This window comes from Marinomonas ushuaiensis DSM 15871, from assembly GCF_000521805.1.
GTDB classification, from domain to species: Bacteria; Pseudomonadota; Gammaproteobacteria; order Pseudomonadales; family Marinomonadaceae; genus Marinomonas; species Marinomonas ushuaiensis.
The window spans coordinates 125,039-146,869 of sequence record NZ_JAMB01000004.1 but is presented as its reverse complement, the minus strand read 5'-3'; the positions used below and the strand labels follow the sequence as shown (position 1 = coordinate 146,869).

General features: G+C 40.5%; 18 protein-coding genes. 7 read left to right on the top strand and 11 right to left on the bottom strand.

Annotation, left to right across the window (positions count from 1 at the left end):
• Positions 1–45: 45 nt before the first annotated feature.
• The 7 genes from MUS1_RS06500 to arfB all read right to left on the bottom strand — a co-directional run bounded on the left by MUS1_RS06500 (position 46) and on the right by arfB (position 8,641).
• Positions 46–966, bottom strand: a complete 921-nt coding sequence (locus MUS1_RS06500; protein ID WP_036160343.1) for a hypothetical protein — start codon at positions 964–966, stop codon at positions 46–48.
• A 685-nt stretch (positions 967–1,651) separates the two neighbouring features.
• A complete protein-coding gene (locus MUS1_RS06495; protein ID WP_084035572.1) occupies positions 1,652–3,358 on the bottom strand; it encodes an amino acid ABC transporter ATP-binding/permease protein in 1,707 nt (568 codons plus the stop codon).
• Positions 3,355–5,091 (bottom strand): thiol reductant ABC exporter subunit CydD, encoded by a 1,737-nt coding sequence (gene cydD / locus MUS1_RS06490; RefSeq protein WP_036160342.1) that lies wholly within the window; start codon positions 5,089–5,091, stop codon positions 3,355–3,357. Before cydD ends, MUS1_RS06495 begins: the two co-directional genes overlap by 4 nt.
• A 5-nt stretch (positions 5,092–5,096) precedes the next feature.
• A complete protein-coding gene (gene cydX, locus MUS1_RS06485) occupies positions 5,097–5,207 on the bottom strand; it encodes a cytochrome bd-I oxidase subunit CydX (protein WP_036160341.1) in 111 nt (36 codons plus the stop codon).
• 52 nt (positions 5,208–5,259) lie between these two features.
• Entirely contained in the window at positions 5,260–6,396 is a 1,137-nt protein-coding gene (gene cydB, locus MUS1_RS06480) for a cytochrome d ubiquinol oxidase subunit II (RefSeq protein ID WP_036160340.1), read from the bottom strand.
• Between the two features lies 1 nt (position 6,397).
• Positions 6,398–7,972: a cytochrome ubiquinol oxidase subunit I gene (locus MUS1_RS06475; protein ID WP_036160339.1), complete on the bottom strand. Its 1,575-nt coding sequence runs from the start codon at positions 7,970–7,972 to the stop codon at positions 6,398–6,400.
• Positions 7,973–8,227: 255 nt separating this feature from the next.
• Positions 8,228–8,641 (bottom strand): alternative ribosome rescue aminoacyl-tRNA hydrolase ArfB, encoded by a 414-nt coding sequence (arfB, locus tag MUS1_RS06470; RefSeq protein ID WP_036160338.1) that lies wholly within the window; start codon positions 8,639–8,641, stop codon positions 8,228–8,230.
• Positions 8,642–8,841: 200 nt separating this feature from the next.
• Between arfB and hisA the strand changes: the two genes are divergently transcribed.
• Entirely contained in the window at positions 8,842–9,603 is a 762-nt protein-coding gene (gene hisA / locus MUS1_RS06465) for a phosphoribosylformimino-5-aminoimidazole carboxamide ribotide isomerase (protein WP_036160337.1), read from the top strand.
• Between the two features lie 247 nt (positions 9,604–9,850).
• Positions 9,851–10,606 carry a hypothetical protein gene (locus MUS1_RS06460; protein WP_036160335.1) on the top strand — a complete coding sequence of 252 codons (756 nt, stop codon included), beginning with the start codon at positions 9,851–9,853 and terminating at the stop codon, positions 10,604–10,606.
• A 94-nt stretch (positions 10,607–10,700) separates the two neighbouring features.
• Here the strand turns inward: MUS1_RS06460 and MUS1_RS06455 are convergent, their stop codons facing one another.
• Positions 10,701–11,219, bottom strand: coding sequence for a hypothetical protein (locus tag MUS1_RS06455; RefSeq protein ID WP_036160334.1), 519 nt, complete (start codon positions 11,217–11,219; stop codon positions 10,701–10,703).
• A gap of 169 nt (positions 11,220–11,388) precedes the next feature.
• Between MUS1_RS06455 and MUS1_RS06450 the strand changes: the two genes are divergently transcribed.
• Positions 11,389–12,738 (top strand): sigma-54 interaction domain-containing protein, encoded by a 1,350-nt coding sequence (locus MUS1_RS06450; protein WP_036160333.1) that lies wholly within the window; start codon positions 11,389–11,391, stop codon positions 12,736–12,738.
• Between the two features lie 76 nt (positions 12,739–12,814).
• On the opposite strand, the gene MUS1_RS06445 is transcribed toward MUS1_RS06450, so the two are convergent.
• Entirely contained in the window at positions 12,815–13,099 is a 285-nt protein-coding gene (locus MUS1_RS06445) for a hypothetical protein (RefSeq protein WP_036160332.1), read from the bottom strand.
• 573 nt (positions 13,100–13,672) lie between these two features.
• Here MUS1_RS06445 and MUS1_RS06440 point away from each other — a divergent pair.
• The 3 genes from MUS1_RS06440 (at position 13,673) to MUS1_RS06430 (ending at position 17,484) form a co-directional block, all read left to right on the top strand.
• Positions 13,673–15,550, top strand: a complete 1,878-nt coding sequence (locus MUS1_RS06440) for a cation:proton antiporter domain-containing protein (protein WP_036160331.1) — start codon at positions 13,673–13,675, stop codon at positions 15,548–15,550.
• Positions 15,551–15,730: 180 nt separating this feature from the next.
• Positions 15,731–16,261, top strand: a complete 531-nt coding sequence (hemG, locus tag MUS1_RS06435; RefSeq protein ID WP_036160330.1) for a menaquinone-dependent protoporphyrinogen IX dehydrogenase — start codon at positions 15,731–15,733, stop codon at positions 16,259–16,261.
• Positions 16,262–16,443: 182 nt separating this feature from the next.
• Positions 16,444–17,484 (top strand): hypothetical protein, encoded by a 1,041-nt coding sequence (locus MUS1_RS06430; RefSeq protein ID WP_156924867.1) that lies wholly within the window; start codon positions 16,444–16,446, stop codon positions 17,482–17,484.
• On the opposite strand, the gene MUS1_RS06425 is transcribed toward MUS1_RS06430, so the two are convergent.
• Complete coding sequence (locus MUS1_RS06425; protein WP_036160326.1) at positions 17,481–17,837, bottom strand: hypothetical protein; 357 nt, start codon at positions 17,835–17,837, stop codon at positions 17,481–17,483. The two genes, MUS1_RS06430 and MUS1_RS06425, sit on opposite strands and share 4 nt — an antisense overlap.
• Before the next feature lie 128 nt (positions 17,838–17,965).
• On the opposite strand from MUS1_RS06425, the gene MUS1_RS06420 reads away from it, so the two are divergent.
• Positions 17,966–19,414, top strand: coding sequence for an SLC13 family permease (locus tag MUS1_RS06420; RefSeq protein ID WP_036160324.1), 1,449 nt, complete (start codon positions 17,966–17,968; stop codon positions 19,412–19,414).
• A gap of 95 nt (positions 19,415–19,509) precedes the next feature.
• Here the strand turns inward: MUS1_RS06420 and MUS1_RS06415 are convergent, their stop codons facing one another.
• Positions 19,510–21,627: a hypothetical protein gene (locus MUS1_RS06415; RefSeq protein ID WP_156924866.1), complete on the bottom strand. Its 2,118-nt coding sequence runs from the start codon at positions 21,625–21,627 to the stop codon at positions 19,510–19,512.
• Positions 21,628–21,831: the final 204 nt, after the last annotated feature.

Here is a 21,831-nt window from a genome sequence, read left to right as displayed (position 1 = left end):
AAATCCAGTTTTAACTTTACTCTAACGCTAATTATTATTTTTGGCTTAATCAGTTGCATAGAGCTTATAATATTCTGAAGTTATCTTTTCATTTCTAAAATCAGTCAAACTGAGATTAATATCTAGAGGCCTCTTAGTCTTTACAAGCTCTCGAACTTCTTGTACTAACTTATCATTATAGTTTTCATCTGAAATAGAAAAAATCAATTCAACCATCGATCGTTTACTAATAGATGTCGATTTTGATTTCGAAGAAAAGTTATCCAAACCACCAAAATAACCAAAAAATTCAGGTTTTATTTGATCTCTTTTAATTTCAACTGGTATTTGATCACCATAATTCTTTATAGAAATTAAACCTTTATATTTCACTAAACCATCTGTATCACCGGAATTTAATAGCGTCGCTACAATATTAAACGCTCCTGTTCTAACCTCATTAAATTCTGATATTTTCCTCATCAACACTACAATATCATTAAGATGAGATTCTATAGCTGATATTTTATTTCTCAATGAGTTCATCACGTCTAATTTAGATACTTCTTTTGGTTCAACATATATAGAAGGCGTTATTATACTTGAATCAATAGAAGAAAATATTTCCTGTCCTTTGGATCCTTCTGGCATTGAATTAACAACATTCAAAGAGAATCTAATATCTTTCAAATAAATTTCCGCATCAATTTTATTATCCATTAAGTTTCTTTCAAGCCAAGATACCTGATAACTATTTAACTCATCTGGAAGGTTCTGAAATCTAAAATTATTTGTATAGTTATCAGAATATCTAAAGTTTTTAATTTTAGATAATTCGCCTTTATTAATAATAAATTTGCTGCTAACAGGAATAATTTCTAAATTCTCTATTGTTACCTTATCTCTAGATAAGTAACTATTTGTAATATAGCCAAATGGAGCACTAATTATAAAAACCAATACACCTACAACTATTTCATTACGCATTTACTTAACCTCCATTTTAACTAAACAAGCATTCCAATCTATCACTTATGAAATTTTTTTCCATATCCTTACAATAAAATTCAATGAAATAATTGGGGTCAGAGTTAAATTAAAAAATAAGCGTGCTCACCATAACTTTATGAACGAAATCTCACGAAGAAAAAAGGAGGATTTATAAAGAAAAAGAACCATCCATGAGTTTCTTGCTTGTTTCATTCCGTTAGCATTTTAATTTAACGTGTGTTGATGAAAATTGCCAATAGTGTTTTCAATAGAGAATAAGGCTACAGATCACGCTTCGCTCATCGTACCCTACAAGAACCAGACACAACCCCATCTTCCGTCTTCCCCTTCAAAAGCAAGGGGAAGAGACTTAACTCACCAGTAATCTGATAGCTCTATAGTCAAAGTTCGATTCGCTCTTTTCAAGGAACGTGATTGAACGACACTAAGGTGTTGGCATTTCTGTGTTTCTCAATATATCGCCAGACAGAAAATCGTCTAAATGCCTTACAACATAGATCGTATTGCTGGATTTATCGTATACAAAGGAAATAATGCGTTAAAGGCCTTAAAAGCGATTTTTTGCTTTTCCTAATAAAACCAGTTTTTGGACGCTAGCAAAAAGTTACCCGCCCAGCGGGGCGGAATAAAGTTAATTGATACAAAGTATTCGAACGGTAGCTTAAAAAAGTTCAATGATTCTAGAATCATCCCCAAGCCGACTTTCAATATGACTGACCAACACTAATATCTTTGGTTTGTAGTCGTTTTGAAGCGATTGGCAGATTACTTCGATAGTGGCTTTGTCTAGTCCGTCGAAGGGTTCGTCGAGTAGTAGAACGGGCGATTGTCTTAACAATAGACGCGCTAAGGCGAGACGTTTTCGTTGTCCGCCTGATAGGTTTCTTCCTTGTGAACTAAGCAATGTTGCCAATCCATTTGGTAGGTCGTTTATCCAACTGTCCAAAGCAACGGCTTTGAGGACGGCGAGCATTTGTTCATCTGTGGCGTTTGGGTTGCCAAGACGTAGGTTGGCGCCGACGCTTTGTTGGAAGATATAAGGTGATTGAGGCAAGTAACTTAACGCCGATTGGTAATCCGAGTTGTCGTAGATCGATTGCTCTTCACCGTTAATTACGGCTTCCCCTTCCGATAAACAATCCCCTGCGATGGCGGCAAGTAAGGTGGATTTTCCAGAGCCACTTTCGCCTCGGATCCAAATGGTGTCATTTGTTTTTATGGCTAAATCAATCGCTTGGTTGCCCATGTTGCTTGGGGAATGGAATCCACGAAATTGTTTGAACTCCATTGTATGGACAGTGGTTTGTGTTTGGTTTGCCTTTTGAGGCGTGATTACTTGGTCTACTGACTCTTGTGGCGTTACATTTTGAGATAACTGGTTCAATCGGCGTAAGCCCACTTGTGATTGACCTTGCGCCACAAAGGATTGTACTAAAGGTAAAACCAATTCGTTTACCGCCAATAAAGACAATATGAATCCGACGAACCAAGTGCCATGAACACCATCCGCCAGCGTCCAGCTTTGTGTTACGTCTGAATAATTACTGACCAAATAGAAGCAGCTGAAAAGTAATCCGATAGTCACGATATAACCCAATAAGCGCCCTGTACTGACGGCATTTTGAGTGATTATTTCCATTCTTCGTTGGCGATCGTCTAGTTGATTAAGACGCGCTGCGTAGTCTTTCCAGTGTCCACGAATGGTTAGTGTGATTAAAGCGGAGAAGACGCTGATAAAACGACTGCGTCGATGCACACCAAGCGTTTGAGCAACGTGAACAGAATGACTAGCGAAACGACCGCACACATAAGGAATCACAATAACGTGACACACAGCGGCTATCGCCAAAGGCCAGAGTAAGTTTGGCAAAATGATGTAGGCCAATATAGCAACGGCGGCATAACTTAATAAGGCGTATAACCAAGGCAAGAACACCACCAAAGGCCAACGAATGATTTGATCAAGGTCGCTGACGAGGCGTTGCAGTAAATCCCCTCGGCTTTGTTCATGAAGGTTGGCTGCATCTTTTGCAACGCGTTGATCCCATACCCAAAGGCGCAAAATTCGTAACAAGCCTAACAAATGATTATGGGCAGTTACTTGCTCGCCATAACGACCTGCAGTACGAAATATTGCCAAACCACGCACTATGGCACCGGGCGTTAAATAATTGAAGGTAAGCCCTGTTCCAATGGCCGTCGCTAAACCTGTTGCGGAGATAAACCAACCAGACAGACCTAATAGTCCAACGCCGGTTAAGCTTGCAATCACACCCAAAATAACAGGTATGACAAAACCCCAAGGGTTTGCCAGTAATAGTCCTTTCAGTGTGAGTTTTGCTTTCTTATTTATAGAAGAACGACTCATTGATGCAAGCCTCCTGTTGAAAGCGACCAATGCTTGTCGGCCCAAGCTATCGGATGGGTATCGTGGCTGACGATAAGTAAGGTTTTGCCTTCGGAAGCCTGATCCAATGTAGTCAACACTGCTTGTGCGGTTTCTTCATCTAAGCCAGAACAAGGTTCGTCGAGTAGCCACACATCCGCGTTAGACAATAAGGCCCGCGTAATGGAAAGTCGTTGCATTTGTCCGCCAGATAAACCAGCACCAAGCTCAGTAATTTTTGTGTCTAGTCCCGATGGCAAGCCTTGAATGAAGTCGTCACATTGGCTTTTGGCTAAGGCAGCTTGAATGACATCTTCACTGGGGGATTCAATACCAAGCAATAAATTGCGACGTATACTGCCGTTGACCCATTCAGGTGTTTGCGGCAACCAAGCAAGACTCTTGCGCCACTCATCTAATTTCATTGCGTTAAAAGGCGTGCCATTAACGAAAAATGCACCTTGATAGTTTTCTTCAAAGCCTAATAGCAGATGTAACAAGCTAGATTTACCCACGCCAGATTCACCGCTTAGCCAAACACGTTCACCTTGAGCGATCTCTGCCGTAATTGGAGACAGTCGATGGCGCCCTGCTTCGCTCCAACTGAGGTTTTGAAAACTAATAAAACGTGTTCGATTCGACGCGGTTGAGTCCGTATCGACTGAATCAGCCGCTTGATGTTGTGCAGACATTGAAACAGGCGTATTCACTATTTCAAGTAGATCCGTTGCAGCGGCTTCGGCTTTTTGTTTGGCGTGGTAATCGTTGCCAAGCTGTCGCAGTGGTAAATAAAATTCTGGGGCGAGTAAAAGTAAAAACATGGCCTGAGTCAAGGTGACAGGTGACGAGCCTACTTGCCAAGGTAGAATTTCCAACAAGCCTAAACCAAGATACAAGGCAATCATGGCAATGGATAAAGAAGCAAACAACTCTAAGGTCGCAGTGGAAAGAAACGCCAAATACAACACATTCATGGTGGTTTTTTGATAGGCACTCGCACTAGTAGACAAGCGTTCTCTTGCTTCGTCGGTGCGGTTTAAGCGTTTTAATTCTGCTAAACCTTGGCTCAAATCCATGAATTGATTCGATAACATGGCCAAGACACTAAACTGGCGTCGATTGGCTTGCGCGGCTTTGTGGCCGACAAATATCATAAAAACAATAACGAGCGGTGCGGTCATCATGAAGATAAAAAAGGCAATCCAAGAAACGGATATGACGGACATCAAGATGACACAAGGAATAAGGGTCACCATAAACACTTGTGGTTTATAGCGACTGAAGAAATCGTCTAACGCATCGACTTGTTCATAAACACGAGTAGAAAGTGCCGCATCTTCTTCTATTCTTAACCGAGCTGGACCCAGTTTTGTAAGATGCGACACCAGTTTACGTCGCAAACCGTAACGTATGTCACGGCTTGCGCTGGTGCAGACACGCTCTCTAGCAAAGTTTGCTAAAGCGCGTAATAACAGAGCAAATAAACCCATAACCAAAAGTGACAAGGAAAACGTTTGGTGCAGCGCCATGTCCGAAAACACATTGGCTAATGCCCACGCTTGGAGCACTAGCGACACTGCAAACAACACGCCAAAGCCTTGAGCAAGTCGATATTTTGAAGATTGCTGGTTGGCTAATTCACCTAAAAATAGTGCTTCGGGTGTTTTGACTCGGCCAGCTCGACCTGCCTTTTTTGCTTCCTTGTGTTTTGTCATTTAGTCTACTTTTGCTCCTCTTCGCCGTCATAACCACTAAACTCTAACCAAACGGCATTGATAATACCGAAAGAACAGGCTAAAAGAACACCTAAAATCCAAGCAAAATACCACATTTTCAACTCCTTTAAGGTAGAGCTTAATATGCTCTACCTTCCTAAATGATGACTAGTACATTGAATGATTATTTTCTTCAATGTGTTTCTTCGTTAAACGACCGTACATCACGAAGTAACTCCACAATGTGTAAGTCAGAACGATTGGTACGAAAATACAAGCCACCACAAACATAATCATCATGGTGTTTTCACTTGAAGTCGCATCCCACATAGTCAAACTCATGTTCGGGAAACTTGAAGAAGGCATCAAGAATGGGAACATTGAACCGCCTGCTGTAACGATAATGCCCGCAATACCCAATGATGAACTTAAAAAAGACAAGAAACCTTTTTTCATTACACTCATCAATGCTGCGCACAACATACCAAGGATACCAACAATAGGTGCCAGCATAAGCGCTGGTACTTTTTCATAGTTCGCTAACCATGCGCCAGCTTGAACTTCGGCTGTTTTCATTAAAGGTGTTATCACTGCATTGCCATCGATAACGCTGGTTAACACGTAACCATCGATTCCGAACGCCAACCAAACACCTGCAAGGATAAACAATACTGCAGCTAAAACACCTGTAATCGCTGTTATACGACCCGCCTTAGCAAGCAATACATCATCGGTTTTCATTTGCAACCAAGCGCCGCCTTGTGTCATTAACATGAGTAAGCTAACAAGACCACAAAGTATGCCAAACGGATTCAACAAGCCAAAGAACGAACCTGTGTACGTCGCGCGCATGTATTGATCAAATTCAAACGGCACGCCTTGTAACAAGTTACCAAACGCCACACCGAAAATGATCGGTGGAACAGCAGAACCAAACGTGATGCCCCAGTCCCAGCTTGTACGCCATTTCGAGTTTTCTAATTTAGAACGGTAATCGAAGCCTATTGGACGGAAGAATAACGCCGCCAATACCAACAACATCGCAAAGTAGAAACCAGAGAATGCCGTTGCATAAACAACAGGCCAAGCCGCAAACAATGCACCACCAGCGGTGATGAACCAAACTTGGTTGCCATCCCAGTGAGGCGCAATCGAATTGATCATGATTCGACGTTCAGAATCAGTACCGCCAATGACTTTTAATAAACTACCAACGCCCATATCAAAACCGTCGGTCACTGCAAAGCCGATCAGTAGAACACCGATCAATACCCACCAAATCACTTTTAATAATTCGTAATCCATCTTACACCTCCTGCTTCAGCTGAGCCGTTTCTTGTTCAAGTGCGTAACGTCCAGTATGCAAACTAGAAGGCCCTTGTTTCGCAAAGCGAATCATCAAGTACATTTCCGCTATTAAGAATGCAGTGTACAAAATAGTAAAGCCTGCGAGACTGATCCAAATTTCAGTTGCTGTTAAACTAGATACCGCAACATGGACAGGTAAAATTTCACCAATTGCCCACGGCTGACGGCCATATTCAGCAACAAACCAACCGGCTTCATTGGCAATCCAAGGAAGTGGCAGACAAATAACAATGAATTTAAGGAACAAAGGATTCTTACCAATGCGACGACGCGCGTTTTGGTAGAAAGCAGCTGCAAAGACGAACAACATTAAGAAGCCACAACCCACCATAATACGGAAGGCAAAGAACAATGGCGCAACGTGAGGAATCGAATATTCCACTGCCTGATCAATTTCTTCTGACGTTACTTTATTAATGTCTTCATTAAAGGCAGTAACAAGCAAGCCATAACCAAGATCGTCTTTTACTTTTTCGAAGTTAGATTTAACAAGAGGGTCTGTTGAACCACTACGAAGTTTTTCAAGAAGTTGGTTCGCATAAATACCGTTTATAATACGTTGGCGATTATGCTCTTTAAGCTCTTTAATACCTTCCACTTCACCATCAAGTGATCGAGTCGCAATCAAGCCCATTAAACCGGGTATCTTTATCGCATACTCTGTCTCTTCAAGCTCTTGATTCGGAAAACCAATCAAGGTGAAATCGGCAGGGGCTTCCTGAGTTTCCCATTCTGCTTCAATCGCAGCCAATTTTACTTTTTGTACTTCGCCAAGCTCATAGCCTGATTCATCACCCAACAGGATAACACTCAGGATAGACGCCAAACCAAATGCTGCAGCAATCGCAAAAGAACGACGCGCAAACGCAAGATCACGGCCTTTCAATAAGTAATAGCTTGAAATGACCAGAACGAACATCGCACCAGTGGTGTAACCTGCTGAAACAGTGTGAACAAATTTCACCTGTGCAACTGGATTAAGAATCAAAGCGCCAAAGTCGACCAATTCCATTCTCATGGTTTCGTAATTGAATTCAGAGCCAACCGGATTTTGCATCCAACCGTTAGCAATCAAAATCCACAATGCGGATAGGTTAGAACCTAACGCTACACCCCATGTCACCATTAAATGCTTTACTTTACTTAGGCGATCCCAACCAAAGAAGAACAAACCGACTAATGTCGATTCTAGGAAGAAAGCCATTAAGCCTTCAATGGCTAAAGGTGCACCAAAAATATCGCCAACATAATGCGAGTAATAAGACCAATTTGTTCCGAATTGGAACTCCATCGTCAAACCTGTTGTCACACCTAAGGCAAAGTTAATCCCAAACAACTTACCCCAGAATTTCACCATATCTTTGTAAACTTGCTTGCCGGTAATCACGTAGACCGATTCCATGATTGCAAGTAAGAAGGCCATCCCAAGTGTTAACGGGACAAACAAATAATGGTACAGAGCAGTGAAAGCAAACTGAAAGCGTGATAATTCCACTACAGTTTCGTTAATCATATGATTTCAACCTATTCATTTGACTGAAAAAAAGACGCTTGCTGACACTTCTCTTTCTTGAGTGTTCTTATTATCTGACGTCCACCGAAGCCCCAAAACGACTTGAGGCTACTATAAGGTCAGATTATGAGCTCAGTTCCATTTCAAAACATTGCGTTAGATCAAGATAAAGAGAGTGGAAAAAATAAGAATTCATAAAATCTAATATGCATTAGATCTTATATAAGAAAAATAAGTAGATGGTATCGTGCTAAATCAATCCCAATTACTGCGTCTTAGGCTTTTTTTCTGTCCTTGTTGTTTCTTTTGGTCGACACGTTTTTTCTGGGAAGAACGAGTGGGTTTGGTGGCACGACGGGCTTTTTGCATACGCGTCGCTTCTTGGATTAAGGCTTTTAGGCGCGCTAAAGCATCTTCTCTATTCAATTCTTGAGTTCTGTGCTGCTGAGCTTTAATGACAATATCGCCGTCTTTGGTTAAGCGAGAATCTTTCAACTCGAGCAGTCTTTCTTTATAAAAAGCAGGTAGAGAAGAGTTTGCTACGTTGAAACGCAGGTGAATTGCCGACGACACTTTATTCACATTCTGCCCACCTGCGCCTTGAGCACGAATGGCAGTCAATTCGATCTCGTGATCAGGAATGGAAACAGCGACGGTAATTTGCAACATAAGACAGACTTTCAGATTCGATTATGAGTTGAAAAACCGATTATAACAGGCTTGTGATGGGTTTGCTTTGAAGTGCTTTTCGTGAAGTTTGTTAGGCATATGACTTTTCATTTATTAGAAAGTTGATTTGTCAGAAACTTCTATTATCTGTATAACTTCATTTCCATATTTTTCAAACTCATTAGTTCTTAGGAGCACACGTGACTCAGTTTCGCCCTTGTATCGATTTACATCAAGGTAAGGTTAAACAAATTATAGGTGGTAGCCTGAACGATAAAGGCGCCAAGGAAAATTTTATTAGCGAATACGATGCTGAACATTATGCGACAATGTATCGCGAACATGGTTTAACCGGTGGTCATGTTATTGCTTTAGGCAAAGGCAATAAAGAAGAAGCATTGAGCGCCCTACGCGCCTATCCAAATGGATTACAATTCGGTGGTGGCGTCAAAGACAGTAATGCTGAAAGCTATTTAAAAGCAGGTGCTTCTCACGTTATTGTCACCTCTTATTTGTTTGAAAATGGTGAATTCTCTTGGGATCGCTTAGACAAAATCAAACGCGAAACAGGCACTGACCGTTTGGTGTTGGATCTAAGCTGTCGCCGCACAGAAGATGGCTGGTACATTGCAACAGATCGCTGGCAAACAGTGACGTCTACTCAGGTAAATCACGAAAATCTTGTTGAGCTAGCAGATCATTGTGATGAATTTCTGATTCATGCTGCTGATGTTGAAGGTTTACAAGCCGGTATAGATGAAGATTTGGTTCGTTTGTTAGGTCAAGGTTGCCCTGTTGCTGTGACTTATGCTGGTGGCGCGCGCTCTTTGGCCGACCTAAAACGTGTTCATGATTTGTCTGATGGCCAAGTCGATTTAACTATTGGCAGTGCGTTGGATATTTTTGGTGGCAAAGGTGTGACGCTCGATGAGTGCATTCTGTGGAATACTTCTCAGAGCTAATATCAAAATTTAAAGATACTAAAGAATAAGCGTTCGAGTACTCTCTCTCTTACGCTTTATTCATTCTATTTTTCACGATCATTCATTCCCAAACAAACCATAAGTCAAATGGATGTCAGTGATTGTCTTAACTCATTATTTCGTTATATCGTCGTACGAGTAAAAACCACTTCGGCTCGACATAATATCCACCATACCTCATACTTAGTTACTTATTTTATTTTTCCTTAATCCTAGGATTATTTACATGTTTATACTTCGTACTGGCCTTTTACTTGCAACGCTCTTGTTAAGTGCGTGCTCGATGCCAATTCTAGAAAGCTTCAACCTTGATAAAACCGAAGAACCAGCGATTAAAAATACTCAAACAGCAGAGATAACCGATGTTTCGGAACAAACCATTTCAGAAGAAGTGGTGGCAGAGAAAGCAATTTCAGAGAGTGATAAGCTTAACAAAGAAAGATTAGAGCAACTTGAAACACAAAAAAAATTGGCTGAAGCAAATTACGCTGAACTTAAAAAGCGCGTCGGTAAAACAGATGAATTACCGGCGACCAATATTGAATCAGCAAACATTGATTCACTGGTCCAACGGCTACGCAGTTATACAAGCAAAACCAATACGGATATTGCATTGCTAAATGCTCGCGTTAATGAGCGTCAAAAGCTGGCAACTAAGGGAAATTTAATACGTATTTTCTTGTCAGAAGCGACAATTACTCACCAAGATTCATTATTCAAGGCTCAGCCTTTGGTTGGACAATGGGTTCGAGGGGAAACAAGAGTAATACGTTTAAAAGAAAATATCTTATTTGAAAATCCAAAATCTGAAGATCTACAAGTAACCTTTGCAGAAAACTATCAGCTTATTGTGAATGACAAGGTGGTTGGCACAATCAATCCAAACAAAGAAAAGAACGACGCAAGCTTTACTGTCTCTACGCAAGACTCGCTAGGTTCGATTGTTGGGAAACTAGATTACCGTGTTGTAAACAGTGAATAATCCGCTCTAAAGTCTGTTAAACACATCCCTATTTTTCAAAGTAAATTCTCTAAGGCTGAAGGCACATTGTGTGTTTTTAGCCCTTATCAAGGTTTTATCCTTTCGTAAGTTTTGCCGATATTCTTTGGTGTTTTACATTATCTAATACCATTTGAATACAGGCCAAATAATCAACAATCATGTTGGCGAACAATCGATTCTTTAGCTTTTGAACCAGTCGACTGATTCGCTTTACAACTTGTCCATTCACGGACATTACCCGATTAGGTAAGTATTTATCTGCGGCATTCAATGCAGACAAATACGCAGTGGCAATATAACCCGGTTCTGGGTTCATGGTGCCCGTATCTTCTGGCAAACGACCTACACCATATAGCAAGCGCTCTGCTAATCGTCGGTATAAAGAAGACACCTTTTTAAATACATGGCGATCTAGTGTATTGCTGACGCGTCCACACAATGAGCTATTGGCAAAAAAACCGTCAAAGCACATCGAAAGCATGTCACACAGAATGGGTAAATCGCTATGAAAATAACGAGATATGGCTGTGCTCTTTTTATGCAAGCCATTTTGATTTGAGCCTTTCTTATTTGAGCCTTGGTCATCAACCATTGTCTGTCTCCATTCAAAGAAGAGTGAACTTTGTGCAAATAAGTATGATTAAAGCCGTGTTTAACGAAAAGTCGCCTATACAAGCCTATGACCAACTTCAACCCTATGATTTCATGACCCCATTCCATTCTTACAGAAATTTCTTACGATATATTCAGGGAAAATGATAATGTCTTCACCAAAGCTATTTATGCATATTAAAGAGCCATCATTAGCTTCAAATTTATTGTCTTTAAACAGTGTTAGTCAATACGAACTCAATATCAGCCATCAAGGCGAAAATTGGCTAGACCAACTCACTCTTGCAAAATGTGATGTGGCACTCATCGAAGTAAATTCACTGGATGACATCGCATTAAAAGAGCTAATCCACAGTCCTGTTTTTTACCAAACTGAATTTTTATTTTTCAGTCAAGGTGAACCTGATCCAATACTGGATCAGCTGATGAATAAAGGCGCTGGTTTTCATTACCGCGCGCCTTTTCACTTCAAACTGATTGAGTCGTCTTTAGACGATGTGTTTCGCGAATTAAGTGCCATCAAAGGCAACACTAATACACAGACCAGCTATTTAGATCAGTTTGGATTACTGGTTGGCTCCTCAACTGCTATGCATTCTTTGTACCAAACGATTCGTAAAGTCGCCGTTACTAAAGCAAACGCGTTTATTATTGGCGAAAGCGGTACAGGTAAAGAGCTAATAGCCAATACTTTGCACGTTTTTAGCCAACGAGCCGAAGCGCCATTTGTTGCTATCAACTGTGGCGCATTAAGCCCAGAATTGATCGACAGTGAATTGTTTGGTCACGTAAAAGGTGCATTTACTGGTGCACATAAAGATCATCAAGGTGTTTTTGAACAGGCAGAAGGCGGCACTCTTTTTCTAGATGAAGTCACTGAAATGCCTTATGAGCATCAAGTAAAACTTCTTAGAGTATTAGAAAGCGGTGAATACAAGCCGGTTGGTGCTCAGCAAGTAAAAATCGCTAACGTGCGTATTGTTGCGGCCACCAACCGCACACCACATGATGCAATACGTGATGAAGTCCTACGTGAAGACCTTTACTTTCGTTTAGCACAATTCCCTATCATGGTACCAAGATTAAGAGACAGAGAAGGCGACGCATGTGGTCTCGCACAACATTTTTTAGCCTATCGAAACGCTCAAGATGGCGAACATAAACAGTTCTCCGCAAAGAGCTTAGATAAAATCAATCACTATGTTTGGCCAGGCAATGTTCGTGAATTAAAACACGCTATCGAACGAGCTTACATTTTAGCGGATGACACCATTCACCCAGACCACCTCATTACCAATGATGTAAACCATCAAGTTGAGCAAGACAAAACCGCTGGTATACCATTTGGAATGCGCTTGGACGATATTGAAAAAATCGCCATTCTGAAGACCTTAAAACAAAATAATGGCAACAGAACCGATACGGCACATCAATTGGGCATCAGTGTTAAAACGCTTTATAACAAACTTGATAAATACGAAAGTATAAAGGCTATTTAATCTGCTTCACCTAAACTGCTGTTAATAGCGACATCAATAAAAGGGCTGATTTCAGCCCTTTTACTTTTACTGCTAATTAACAGTCCGTGTCAGTTGCGTCGACACCCTCTTTCACTTCTTCACAAGCATCTTCAACCGCGTTGCCAGCATCTGACATAGTGTCATCCATTGTGTCATGAGCTTCATTGCCGGCATTGTTTAGAGCCTCACCAGCATTGTCGATTGTTTGCTCTATTGTTTCACCAGCACTAGAGAGACTATCTTCTACGTTGTTTTCTTCAGAATCTTGTCCGCATGCCGCCAATGTACCTACAGTAACAAGAACCAAAGCTGTATTTAGAAGTGCGCGTTTAATACTCATAATGGTAAATCTCCTTTTCGTTTTAAAAATATGGGCACTGAAGTTAAACCGAACAGACTTCCCAAGTAATCAATACAACAATCAAGACGGATAATTAAAATAGACAGTCGAAATAGACAATCATCCGAACTTTTTGTTGATTTCAATTAACCTATTGCGAAGGGTGTGCCAATTTTTAAAAATTGGATTAAGTGGTTGAAAAATATAGTTTTTATTAAAAATCGGAATATTTTTATTCCATCAAAAAAACGCCCAACAAGTACTTTTTACAAATCACTCAAGTAAGTGTTTCCGTCGAGCAATTGTAAAGACGCAAACAATATGAAGCCCATCTCTAACTCATCCAAGAAAATAATCACCTATACGCTTTCATCCAGCACTAAATAACACTGAAGTAGCAACCGTTAATGCCTTGGACACTAACAACGGTGTACGAAAACACGCTATTTTTCGTTTTACTATCAACGCTATTCCTATCTAATTCGAAAGGAATTCACGCCTATCGAACCTTGAAACAGGTATAATCAACACCTGCTAAACTTTTCCAACCCTATTCCTCAAGGGAACAACCGAATGACAGACGCACTTCTATTGACCTTTATTTTCCTAATGGCTGGGATCATTTCTGTTCCTATTGCCTCACGATTGGGATTAGGCTCAGTATTAGGTTATCTACTCGCAGGCATTATCATTAGTCCATTACTGTCTCTACTAGACGTAGATATTGAATCAATACAACACTTCGCTGAACTCGGCGTTATTTTGATGTTGTTCCTTGTTGGCTTGGAATTAAACCCAAAAAAACTCTGGGCGCTGCGAACCAAACTAATCGGTTTAGGTGGTGGGCAAGTCACTTTAACGGCCCTTTTGGTAATGGGATTAGGTCTTTTATTAGGTCAAGATTGGCGAACCAGCCTTGCTATTGGTCTGGTGCTCGCGCTGTCTTCTACCGCCATTGTGATTCAAACCCTGAATGAAAAAGGTTTGATGAAATCGGATGGCGGACAATCTTCTTTTTCAGTGTTATTGGCGCAAGATATTATTGTTATTCCTGTTTTGGCCTTTATTCCGTTATTAGCATCCCCTGAATTAATCCAAGCAGTACAACACAGCGCTGTCGCACAAGTCGAAAGTCACTCAGACTCCTTGTCGATTTTGTCTAGCTTAAAGTCATGGCAAGTTACCTTGGTCACCATAGGTGCGATTGCTGCTGTTGTGCTTGGTGGCAGTTTCTTGGCGACGCCTGTTTTTCGTTATATCGCTGTCGCACAATTACGAGAGTTATTCACCGCGACGGCATTAATGCTTGTGATCGGTACTACTTTGTTGATGTCTTTAGTGGGATTATCGCCAGCATTAGGTAGTTTTCTGGCAGGCGTTGTATTAGCAAACTCTCCTTATCGACATGAATTAGAAAGCGATATATTACCTTTCAAAGGTTTATTGCTTGGCTTGTTCTTTATGACAGTGGGGGCTGGTATTAACTTTGCTCTATTGTTCGAGGACTTCCTGTTTATTCTTGGCTTAACTCTAGGTTTGATTCTGGTGAAAGCGACGGCACTTTTATTCTTAGGGCGAATTTTCAATATTCGTGGATCGGATCGATGGCTATTTGCCTTAGGTCTGGCCCAAGCGGGTGAATTTGGCTTTGTCTTGCTGTCTTTTACCGTCAGTAATGCCGTCATATCTCGGGAAATCGCAGACACTTTATTGCTAGTGGTTGCTCTTTCTATGTTGCTCACACCTATCTTATTCATTATTTATGATCGTGTTATTGCACCGCGTTTTGTGACCGACCAAACCCCATCAAATTATGATGACATGCCAGATGAAAACAAAATCATTATTGCGGGTTCTGGGCGAGTTGGCAGTACGATTGATAGTATTCTGCGATTGGCTAATCATCATTCGACCGTAATTGATTTCAATGTAAAGCGCCTCCAAGCGCTTGAGCAGTTTGACGTAAAAAACTATTTTGGTGACGCTACACGCCCAGATCTATTACATGCAGCAGGCATCGAAGAAGCGTCTTTATTGATTGTCGCCATCGATGACCCTGAACAAATAACGAAACTAGTAAAATACGCGACAGTACATTATCCGCACTTGCACATCATTGCCCGCGCATTTGATAACAACCATGTGTATGACTTATGGGCTCTCGGTTGTCGAGATATTATTAGAGAAAACTACGACAGTAGTTTACGAATGGGGCGTTCAGCCTTTCAGGCTTTGGGAATCTCACCAGAAAAATCAGAAAAGATGGTCGAAGTGTTTAACCAACACGATAAAAATTCGATGATAGATGTCGCTGATGCACACATCTCAGGTGTTCCTTTTCATGAAAATAAAGCCTTCATTAGAAGGCTCAAAAAATATCTTGAACAGAAAAACCCTGAACTAAAAGAAAAAATGAGACAAATTCAAGACGAGCCAAACAACGCAAAATAACGCCTTTGCAAAAAATAACTTAAAAGCGATTCACGAAAACGTTGAATCGCTTTTTTAATTTCCCAAGAAATAAGAATATCTACTCAAAATAACAAGCGAATTTTGACACTGCCCTTACGAGTGTTTATAACAATCATTCTGAATTTTTCTTTAATCTACTACCAAGGCCACTTTCATCCTATGTCTACTACATTACTTATCTACTCAACGACAGATGGACACACTAAAAAAATCAGCCAAAAAATTCAAGAAATCATCGAGGCAAAAGGCCAGAAAGTCACCCTATTACCGATTGAAGAAATAACAGCTGCCGCATTAGATTCCCACGATAAAATCGTCATTGGCGCCAGCATTCGTTATGGCAAACACCAAAAAGTGGTGGCTGATTTTATCGAGCAAAATAAAACCACGCTAGAAAGTAAACCTTCTGCTTTTTATACAGTGAACCTTGTTGCTCGCAAACCAGAAAAATGCCAACCAGATACCAATCCATACATTATCAAATTTTTGTCTCAATTAGATTGGCAACCAAGCTTACAAGGTGTTTTTGCGGGTAAATTGGATTATCAAAAATACGGCTTCATTGACCGCAATATGATTCGTTTCATCATGTGGATGACAAAAGGGCCAACCGACCCAAAAACTAACATCGAGTTTACCAATTGGGAAGCCGTCGATCAGTTTGCTAATGGTGTTGTCGAATTGTCATAAAAAAACAGTATTAATAACGTTTATACAAACACATTTTAAAAGGCTCTTCATAGCAGAAGGGTCTTTTTTATATTTTTGGTTTATTTATTGTAATCCGATAGCACGTTTGATTCGTAAGACAATGATGGCACTTTGGTTAGATGTTAATAAACATTATAAAAAAAATTGAAGCAGAGAATCGGATGAATACAAATAAGAGTCCACAAGATACAGGCAGCTATGTTGCTCTAGGTGAATACTGTTTAATCTCTGCGCCTACCGTGAACCTGCCAAGTGGACAAAGCTGTGTACCGCAACACTTTTATGGGTATAACCATTCATTAGAAAGTGTTGAATCGATTCTTCACCACATCAGCTTTTCAAATCATTACCCTATTTTTTGTGCCGAAGACGAGCAAGGTCTTTTTATCCAAGTGGGTATTATTGGTCGAGAAAACTACCAACGGAATAATCCTGCTCGTGCGCAGAAAATTGTCTATGGTCGAAAGTGGCGTGTCGAACCCAACCTTCCAACATCGGAAATCATTCAGACGGTTTTTCTGGCTTTAAAGAAAGCTCGTGAACATGAAATTCGTGAACTCGTTACGCTCGTATCTTTAGATGGTAATAAAGTCAGTACGCCATTTAACAGTCATCATGATTTACCCTTGATGGCGGAGTGCCGCAGTCTTTTTCAAAGACCACAAAAAGAACACACTCTAACGATCGAGTCAGTGCAAACTATCTTAGATTCATTACGCTTTGATCAAACCAAAATCCAATGCATGGACCTTGTACACCGTCGAAACGGCAATGTCCTTGTGGATGTGATGTTTAATATTGGTAACAAAGAACAAGACAGAAACATTGAGTTTTCTGAGCTGCATGGCATCGAATGTACCTTGGTTTTACAATCCTCTTCTGCCAACGAGTTACTTTATGCGCTAATGGATACTCTGATTCAACTTAGTGATCGCTACGTTGAAAAACACTTTACCTTCAATGGCTTTAATCGCTTCAGTCGAGAGCATGACTTACGCAACATTGGCGAGTTTTCGATTAATACTCGTTTCATCAATGCCAACACATTAAATGAAGAAGGCAAAAGACTCATCAGTGAACACAATTGTTCTGTAGATGAATCTCGTGCGCCGAATATAAAACTGGATCAACAGAAAATCAGACTGGCTGAATCTTTTAAGAACATAGAACTATTAGAAGGTTTTTTACCTAAAGGCTTTTAATGCAGCGTCAAACGCTTGAAGCGTTCATTCCATTTCCCATTATGTGAACGTTCACACGCTTCTTCCGTATCAAACTGGATAAGCTCACGAAGATTTTTTATTGAAACGCCCATCTCGCTTAATTCATCAGTAATCAAACGACATAAGTACTCATCTTGCCCACTTTCACGAGCGTTGGCTAAATCTGCGTCATTCTCAAATACACAAACAATCTTGAGGGAGCTGGGAAATGCATTGAAGTTAACCAGATGCGTTAACCACACAAAGCCAACCACAGAATCCAAGGCGGTTTCACAGACTTGGGTTAAGCCATCACGAAGCGCTTTCTCTAATTTCTTATCGGTCTTTTTCATAAAATTTCCACTTAACACCATTCAATGTTGAAGGGTATCTGATCTCTCTTCCAATAAACAAATAGATTTGTATTTATTAAACATGACAGAATAAGTCGATTCTCATACATCATAGGAAAACGCTTCTAATGAGTCAGAAAAGCCCTGAACCTAAAACGGCTATACATTTAACTAATACAACTAAAATAGTCAAAGCAACTAAAAAACTGAACTGGCCTTTATATCTTATCTTTGCTTTAAGTATTTCAATTGGTCTTGTAGCAAGCCAATTTCTAACTATGCAGCAGGCGTTAGTTTCAGGGGCATTGTTTTTCTGTATTTCTTCTTGGGCGACCTCAGTGTTACCTGCTTTTTGGCCTGCACTGGCTTTGTTTGCATTCGCCACCGTCACACAAATAGCACCGAGCCAGGTGATTTTTTCTGGTTTCCATTCCTCTACCTTTTGGCTGCTTTTTAGCGGAATGATATTTGGTGCCGCTATTGTCCATACAGGTTTAAATTCCAGAGTAACCTATTTACTCTCGAAAATTCTCGGTAACAGCTATCGCGGCACTGTTATTAAGCTGGCATTATGCTCGATGGTTTTGGCATTTTTTATTCCTTCCGCCATCGGTCGAATCGTCTTAATCATTCCTATTGTAGCCTCTTTGGCCGATCATTTTGGTTACTCTCAAGAATCAAACGGTCGCAAAGGTATGTTACTTTCTGCTGCGTTTGGCACCTTTCTACCAACCTTTTCTATCTTGCCTGCTAATGCGCCAAATATGTTGCTATCAGGGATGGCGGAGGCGCTTTATAACACACCACTCTCCTATTGGGAGTATCTGAGTCTACACTTTCCCGTTTTAGGATTAGGCAAGTTACTGGCTGTTATCCTAGCGGTGCTGTGGTTATTTCCAGATACTGACCCAGCACCATCAACTAAAATAGAAGCCAACACGGAAACACGAGGTTTAAGCAAAGCTGAAAAACACCTTTTGTGCATTCTCGGTATCTGTTTTGCATTCTGGTTTACGGACTCTATTCACCATATTTCTGCGGGTTGGGTAGGCTTAGCTGCGGCCACTATTTGTTTGTTACCAAGATTGGGGTTAACTGATAAAACCTGTATTGATAAAGGCATTCAATACAGTACGCTCATGTTTTCCGCAGGTATCATCGGGCTCAGTGCGATTATTGGTTATTCCGGTCTTGGTGAAATATTGGTGAACTACCTAACCACAGTGGTTCCTTTCTCACCAGACTCGTCTATATTGAACCTAGGTTTGCTGACATTCATTTCTACTTGTGTGGCTTTGGTAGTGAATCTTCCTGGCATTCCTGCACTCATGACGCCGATGACAGAACACTTAGTAGACATTACCGGATTATCATTTGACGCCGTTTTAATGTCTCAGGTAATGGCATTTTCAAACCCATTATTTCCCTATCAAACCGCGCCATTAATTACTGCTATCGCCATTGGAAACCTATCCATTAAAGCGGTTACAAAAGTCTGTATTGCGACCTTTATGTTTTCCAGTTTCATCCTGATTCCAATAAACTTTTTATGGTGGCATTTTATGGGGATGTTTTAATCACTCCATTTGTAAACAGGTTTACAACACAAAGCGCCTAGACATAAAAAGCCGTTTATCTAATCAGATAAACGGCTTTTTAAATTCACTAATCGTTAGTCTTTTGCGCGCGTGTATTTCTCTACAGAGAGGTAACCATCAAAAGAATAAACACATTGGAATTCTGCATCTTTTTCATCAACCAAGTAACAGGAATAGGTTTCTTGTTCTGTTTTAGACAGCTCGGTCTCACAAGAATCTCGATCCTGATCTTGGCTATTTATAACCAAAACATTGCCATTTTGCTTCCATGAATAATTGGAAACATAAAGATCACACATATCAGCATCACCTTTTACAACATACAGTCCAGTCCCGTCTTCGCGGATGTGGTCTTCAGTTGATTCTTCTTCACTCTTGCCCTGCCACTCACAATCATCATTCAAAAATGCTACGTTGTATTCACCAACAAGGTTGAGGTCTTTCGTTTTCGTTTTATCAAGATAGCTGCTGTGTATCGTGGTCAAACCTTCGGACCCCGCCCTCAAAAGAAGACCATTTTCCGTGTTTAGACTTTGAAACATGTGTGACAATTCATATTGCATAGAACACGCATCATCAAAAGGTAATGAACTTGCGAGCGTATTTAGGTTATCCGAGCTAAGTAGCTCTCCTAGCTTGTGAAAGTTAAACGCCATACCCACCAAGCTATTGTTTGTGATTGGCTCAGTTACCATATCGTTTGCCGATGCAGTCGATTTCTTACCAGAGAAAATCACCACATGCTGGCCTTTGATTGCAGCGTTTACCTCAACAGGAACATCAGGCGGTAAATCTAAAGTAACCAAAGAGCCGTCTTCAGGTAGTTTGGTCTGAGGAATAAACGGAAAGTTTTGTGCCATTTGAACAAACGTTTTTGGGTTTTCAGCGGTAATGCTAATTAGAAAATCAACCGACGCGGGAAGCCTACTGCCTTCTTCCATTTTTAAATCAAACAGCGAAATACCAACGCCTTTTACGCCTTGAGCAAAAGGCGTTGTGGTCGCTAACACATATGGATCCACATCCTGTATATCTGCTTGAAGATACTGCAATACATCACACTCATACTCTGCTGACACAAACTGATCGAGTAATGACATAACTTCAGAAGTAAGATTACTTGCATTAACACCCACACCGAACGCCGCTAATTTATCTGTTGCGATCGTGCTATGAAGAGGCAAATGACCTTGCGCATTTTGAAGTGACAAAGTCACGGCTTCGTTTTCTATTTCAAGAATAGAATGCACTCTGGTTCTGTATGACGTTAGATCTTTTCCTATTTCTAATACTTGGTAACCCGTAACAAAGCGGGGTAAGGTGGCAGAAATCTCACGATATTCAGAACGACATTGCTCTGACATCTTACTTTGGAAACGATTAAATTGTCTTTGAGGTAGATAGGTTAAAAGGTCATGGCCTAAATGACTTTCAGTTGGTGCAACAAACGCCTGAATAATACGATCAATTTGAATAAAACCAATCATGTCACCTGTGTAGCCGTATTGTTTTTTAAGATTTTCGACTTCTTCACTTGTTGCTAACGACGCCTCTGGTTTGATTAAACCTAGACGCTGCTGTTTGGCTTCCAAGGTATCTTTTTCTGTCACGATTGTAATCACTACACCATTTGCATTATTAAGAACCGCAAGAGAAACGCCTTCTTCCAATGACCATAAACGCACTTTTGTTTCGCCAAATTCTTCCCACGAGTAATGCCAATCGCTGTCTTTCACCGCGTTTTCAATCAAAACATTAAACGCGTCTTCATTCGCAATTTCGATACGCATAACAGGCATGATGCCATCACTAAACAGTGCATAAGAACCCGTTAACGAAATACCGACAGATTTCGCAACATCTGCCAAGCCGCTTTTATTCGAGCTTTCATATTGCGTCATTAAATAAGAGAAAAAGCGCGCTTCTGGTGAGTCACTATCATCAATCGAAGCCAGTGACCCTTTTAGCTGATCAGCCAATCGTGGAGAAACATTTATCAGTGAGCTGTCGTTCATCAATTGAGCAATATTATCTAGGGAATCACCACCCACATAATACGCAGTATCAGCAGGAATAAAGGTTAAAATATCTTCTTTTTCTGATGAAAAAATCGATGAAAACCAACCAGAACCCACCGCAAATAAACTGGTGGATATTAAAACACCACCCAGAACTGTTATTACTTTTCTCATGTACAAAGTCTCAATAATTAAATACATTTCCCTAAACTCTTAATATTTATAACCATTAGGAGAACAGGAGACGGCGAATTTTCTCATATCGCTTTCAGATTAAATATCTAAAACAGAATAAGTAACGACAAACGCCAAAATTGATAACAGCTTTTTTGATGAAAATATCGTATTATCCACACCATTAACCACTGACCAGATTTA

Coding starts and splice junctions, on each gene's coding strand:
- MUS1_RS06425 (WP_036160326.1), bottom strand. CDS start 17,837: ATGAAAAAGACCGATAAGAAATTAGAGAAAGCGCTTCGTGATGGCTTA.
- MUS1_RS06430 (WP_156924867.1), top strand. CDS start 16,444: ATGAATACAAATAAGAGTCCACAAGATACAGGCAGCTATGTTGCTCTA.
- cydB (WP_036160340.1), bottom strand. CDS start 6,396: ATGGATTACGAATTATTAAAAGTGATTTGGTGGGTATTGATCGGTGTT.
- cydX (WP_036160341.1), bottom strand. CDS start 5,207: ATGTGGTATTTTGCTTGGATTTTAGGTGTTCTTTTAGCCTGTTCTTTC.
- MUS1_RS06500 (WP_036160343.1), bottom strand. CDS start 966: ATGCGTAATGAAATAGTTGTAGGTGTATTGGTTTTTATAATTAGTGCT.
- MUS1_RS06495 (WP_084035572.1), bottom strand. CDS start 3,358: ATGAGTCGTTCTTCTATAAATAAGAAAGCAAAACTCACACTGAAAGGA.
- MUS1_RS06440 (WP_036160331.1), top strand. CDS start 13,673: ATGACAGACGCACTTCTATTGACCTTTATTTTCCTAATGGCTGGGATC.
- MUS1_RS06420 (WP_036160324.1), top strand. CDS start 17,966: ATGAGTCAGAAAAGCCCTGAACCTAAAACGGCTATACATTTAACTAAT.
- MUS1_RS06475 (WP_036160339.1), bottom strand. CDS start 7,972: ATGATTAACGAAACTGTAGTGGAATTATCACGCTTTCAGTTTGCTTTC.
- MUS1_RS06415 (WP_156924866.1), bottom strand. CDS start 21,627: ATGAGAAAAGTAATAACAGTTCTGGGTGGTGTTTTAATATCCACCAGT.
- MUS1_RS06445 (WP_036160332.1), bottom strand. CDS start 13,099: ATGAGTATTAAACGCGCACTTCTAAATACAGCTTTGGTTCTTGTTACT.
- hemG (WP_036160330.1), top strand. CDS start 15,731: ATGTCTACTACATTACTTATCTACTCAACGACAGATGGACACACTAAA.
- arfB (WP_036160338.1), bottom strand. CDS start 8,641: ATGTTGCAAATTACCGTCGCTGTTTCCATTCCTGATCACGAGATCGAA.
- MUS1_RS06460 (WP_036160335.1), top strand. CDS start 9,851: ATGTTTATACTTCGTACTGGCCTTTTACTTGCAACGCTCTTGTTAAGT.
- MUS1_RS06455 (WP_036160334.1), bottom strand. CDS start 11,219: ATGGTTGATGACCAAGGCTCAAATAAGAAAGGCTCAAATCAAAATGGC.
- MUS1_RS06450 (WP_036160333.1), top strand. CDS start 11,389: ATGTCTTCACCAAAGCTATTTATGCATATTAAAGAGCCATCATTAGCT.
- cydD (WP_036160342.1), bottom strand. CDS start 5,091: ATGACAAAACACAAGGAAGCAAAAAAGGCAGGTCGAGCTGGCCGAGTC.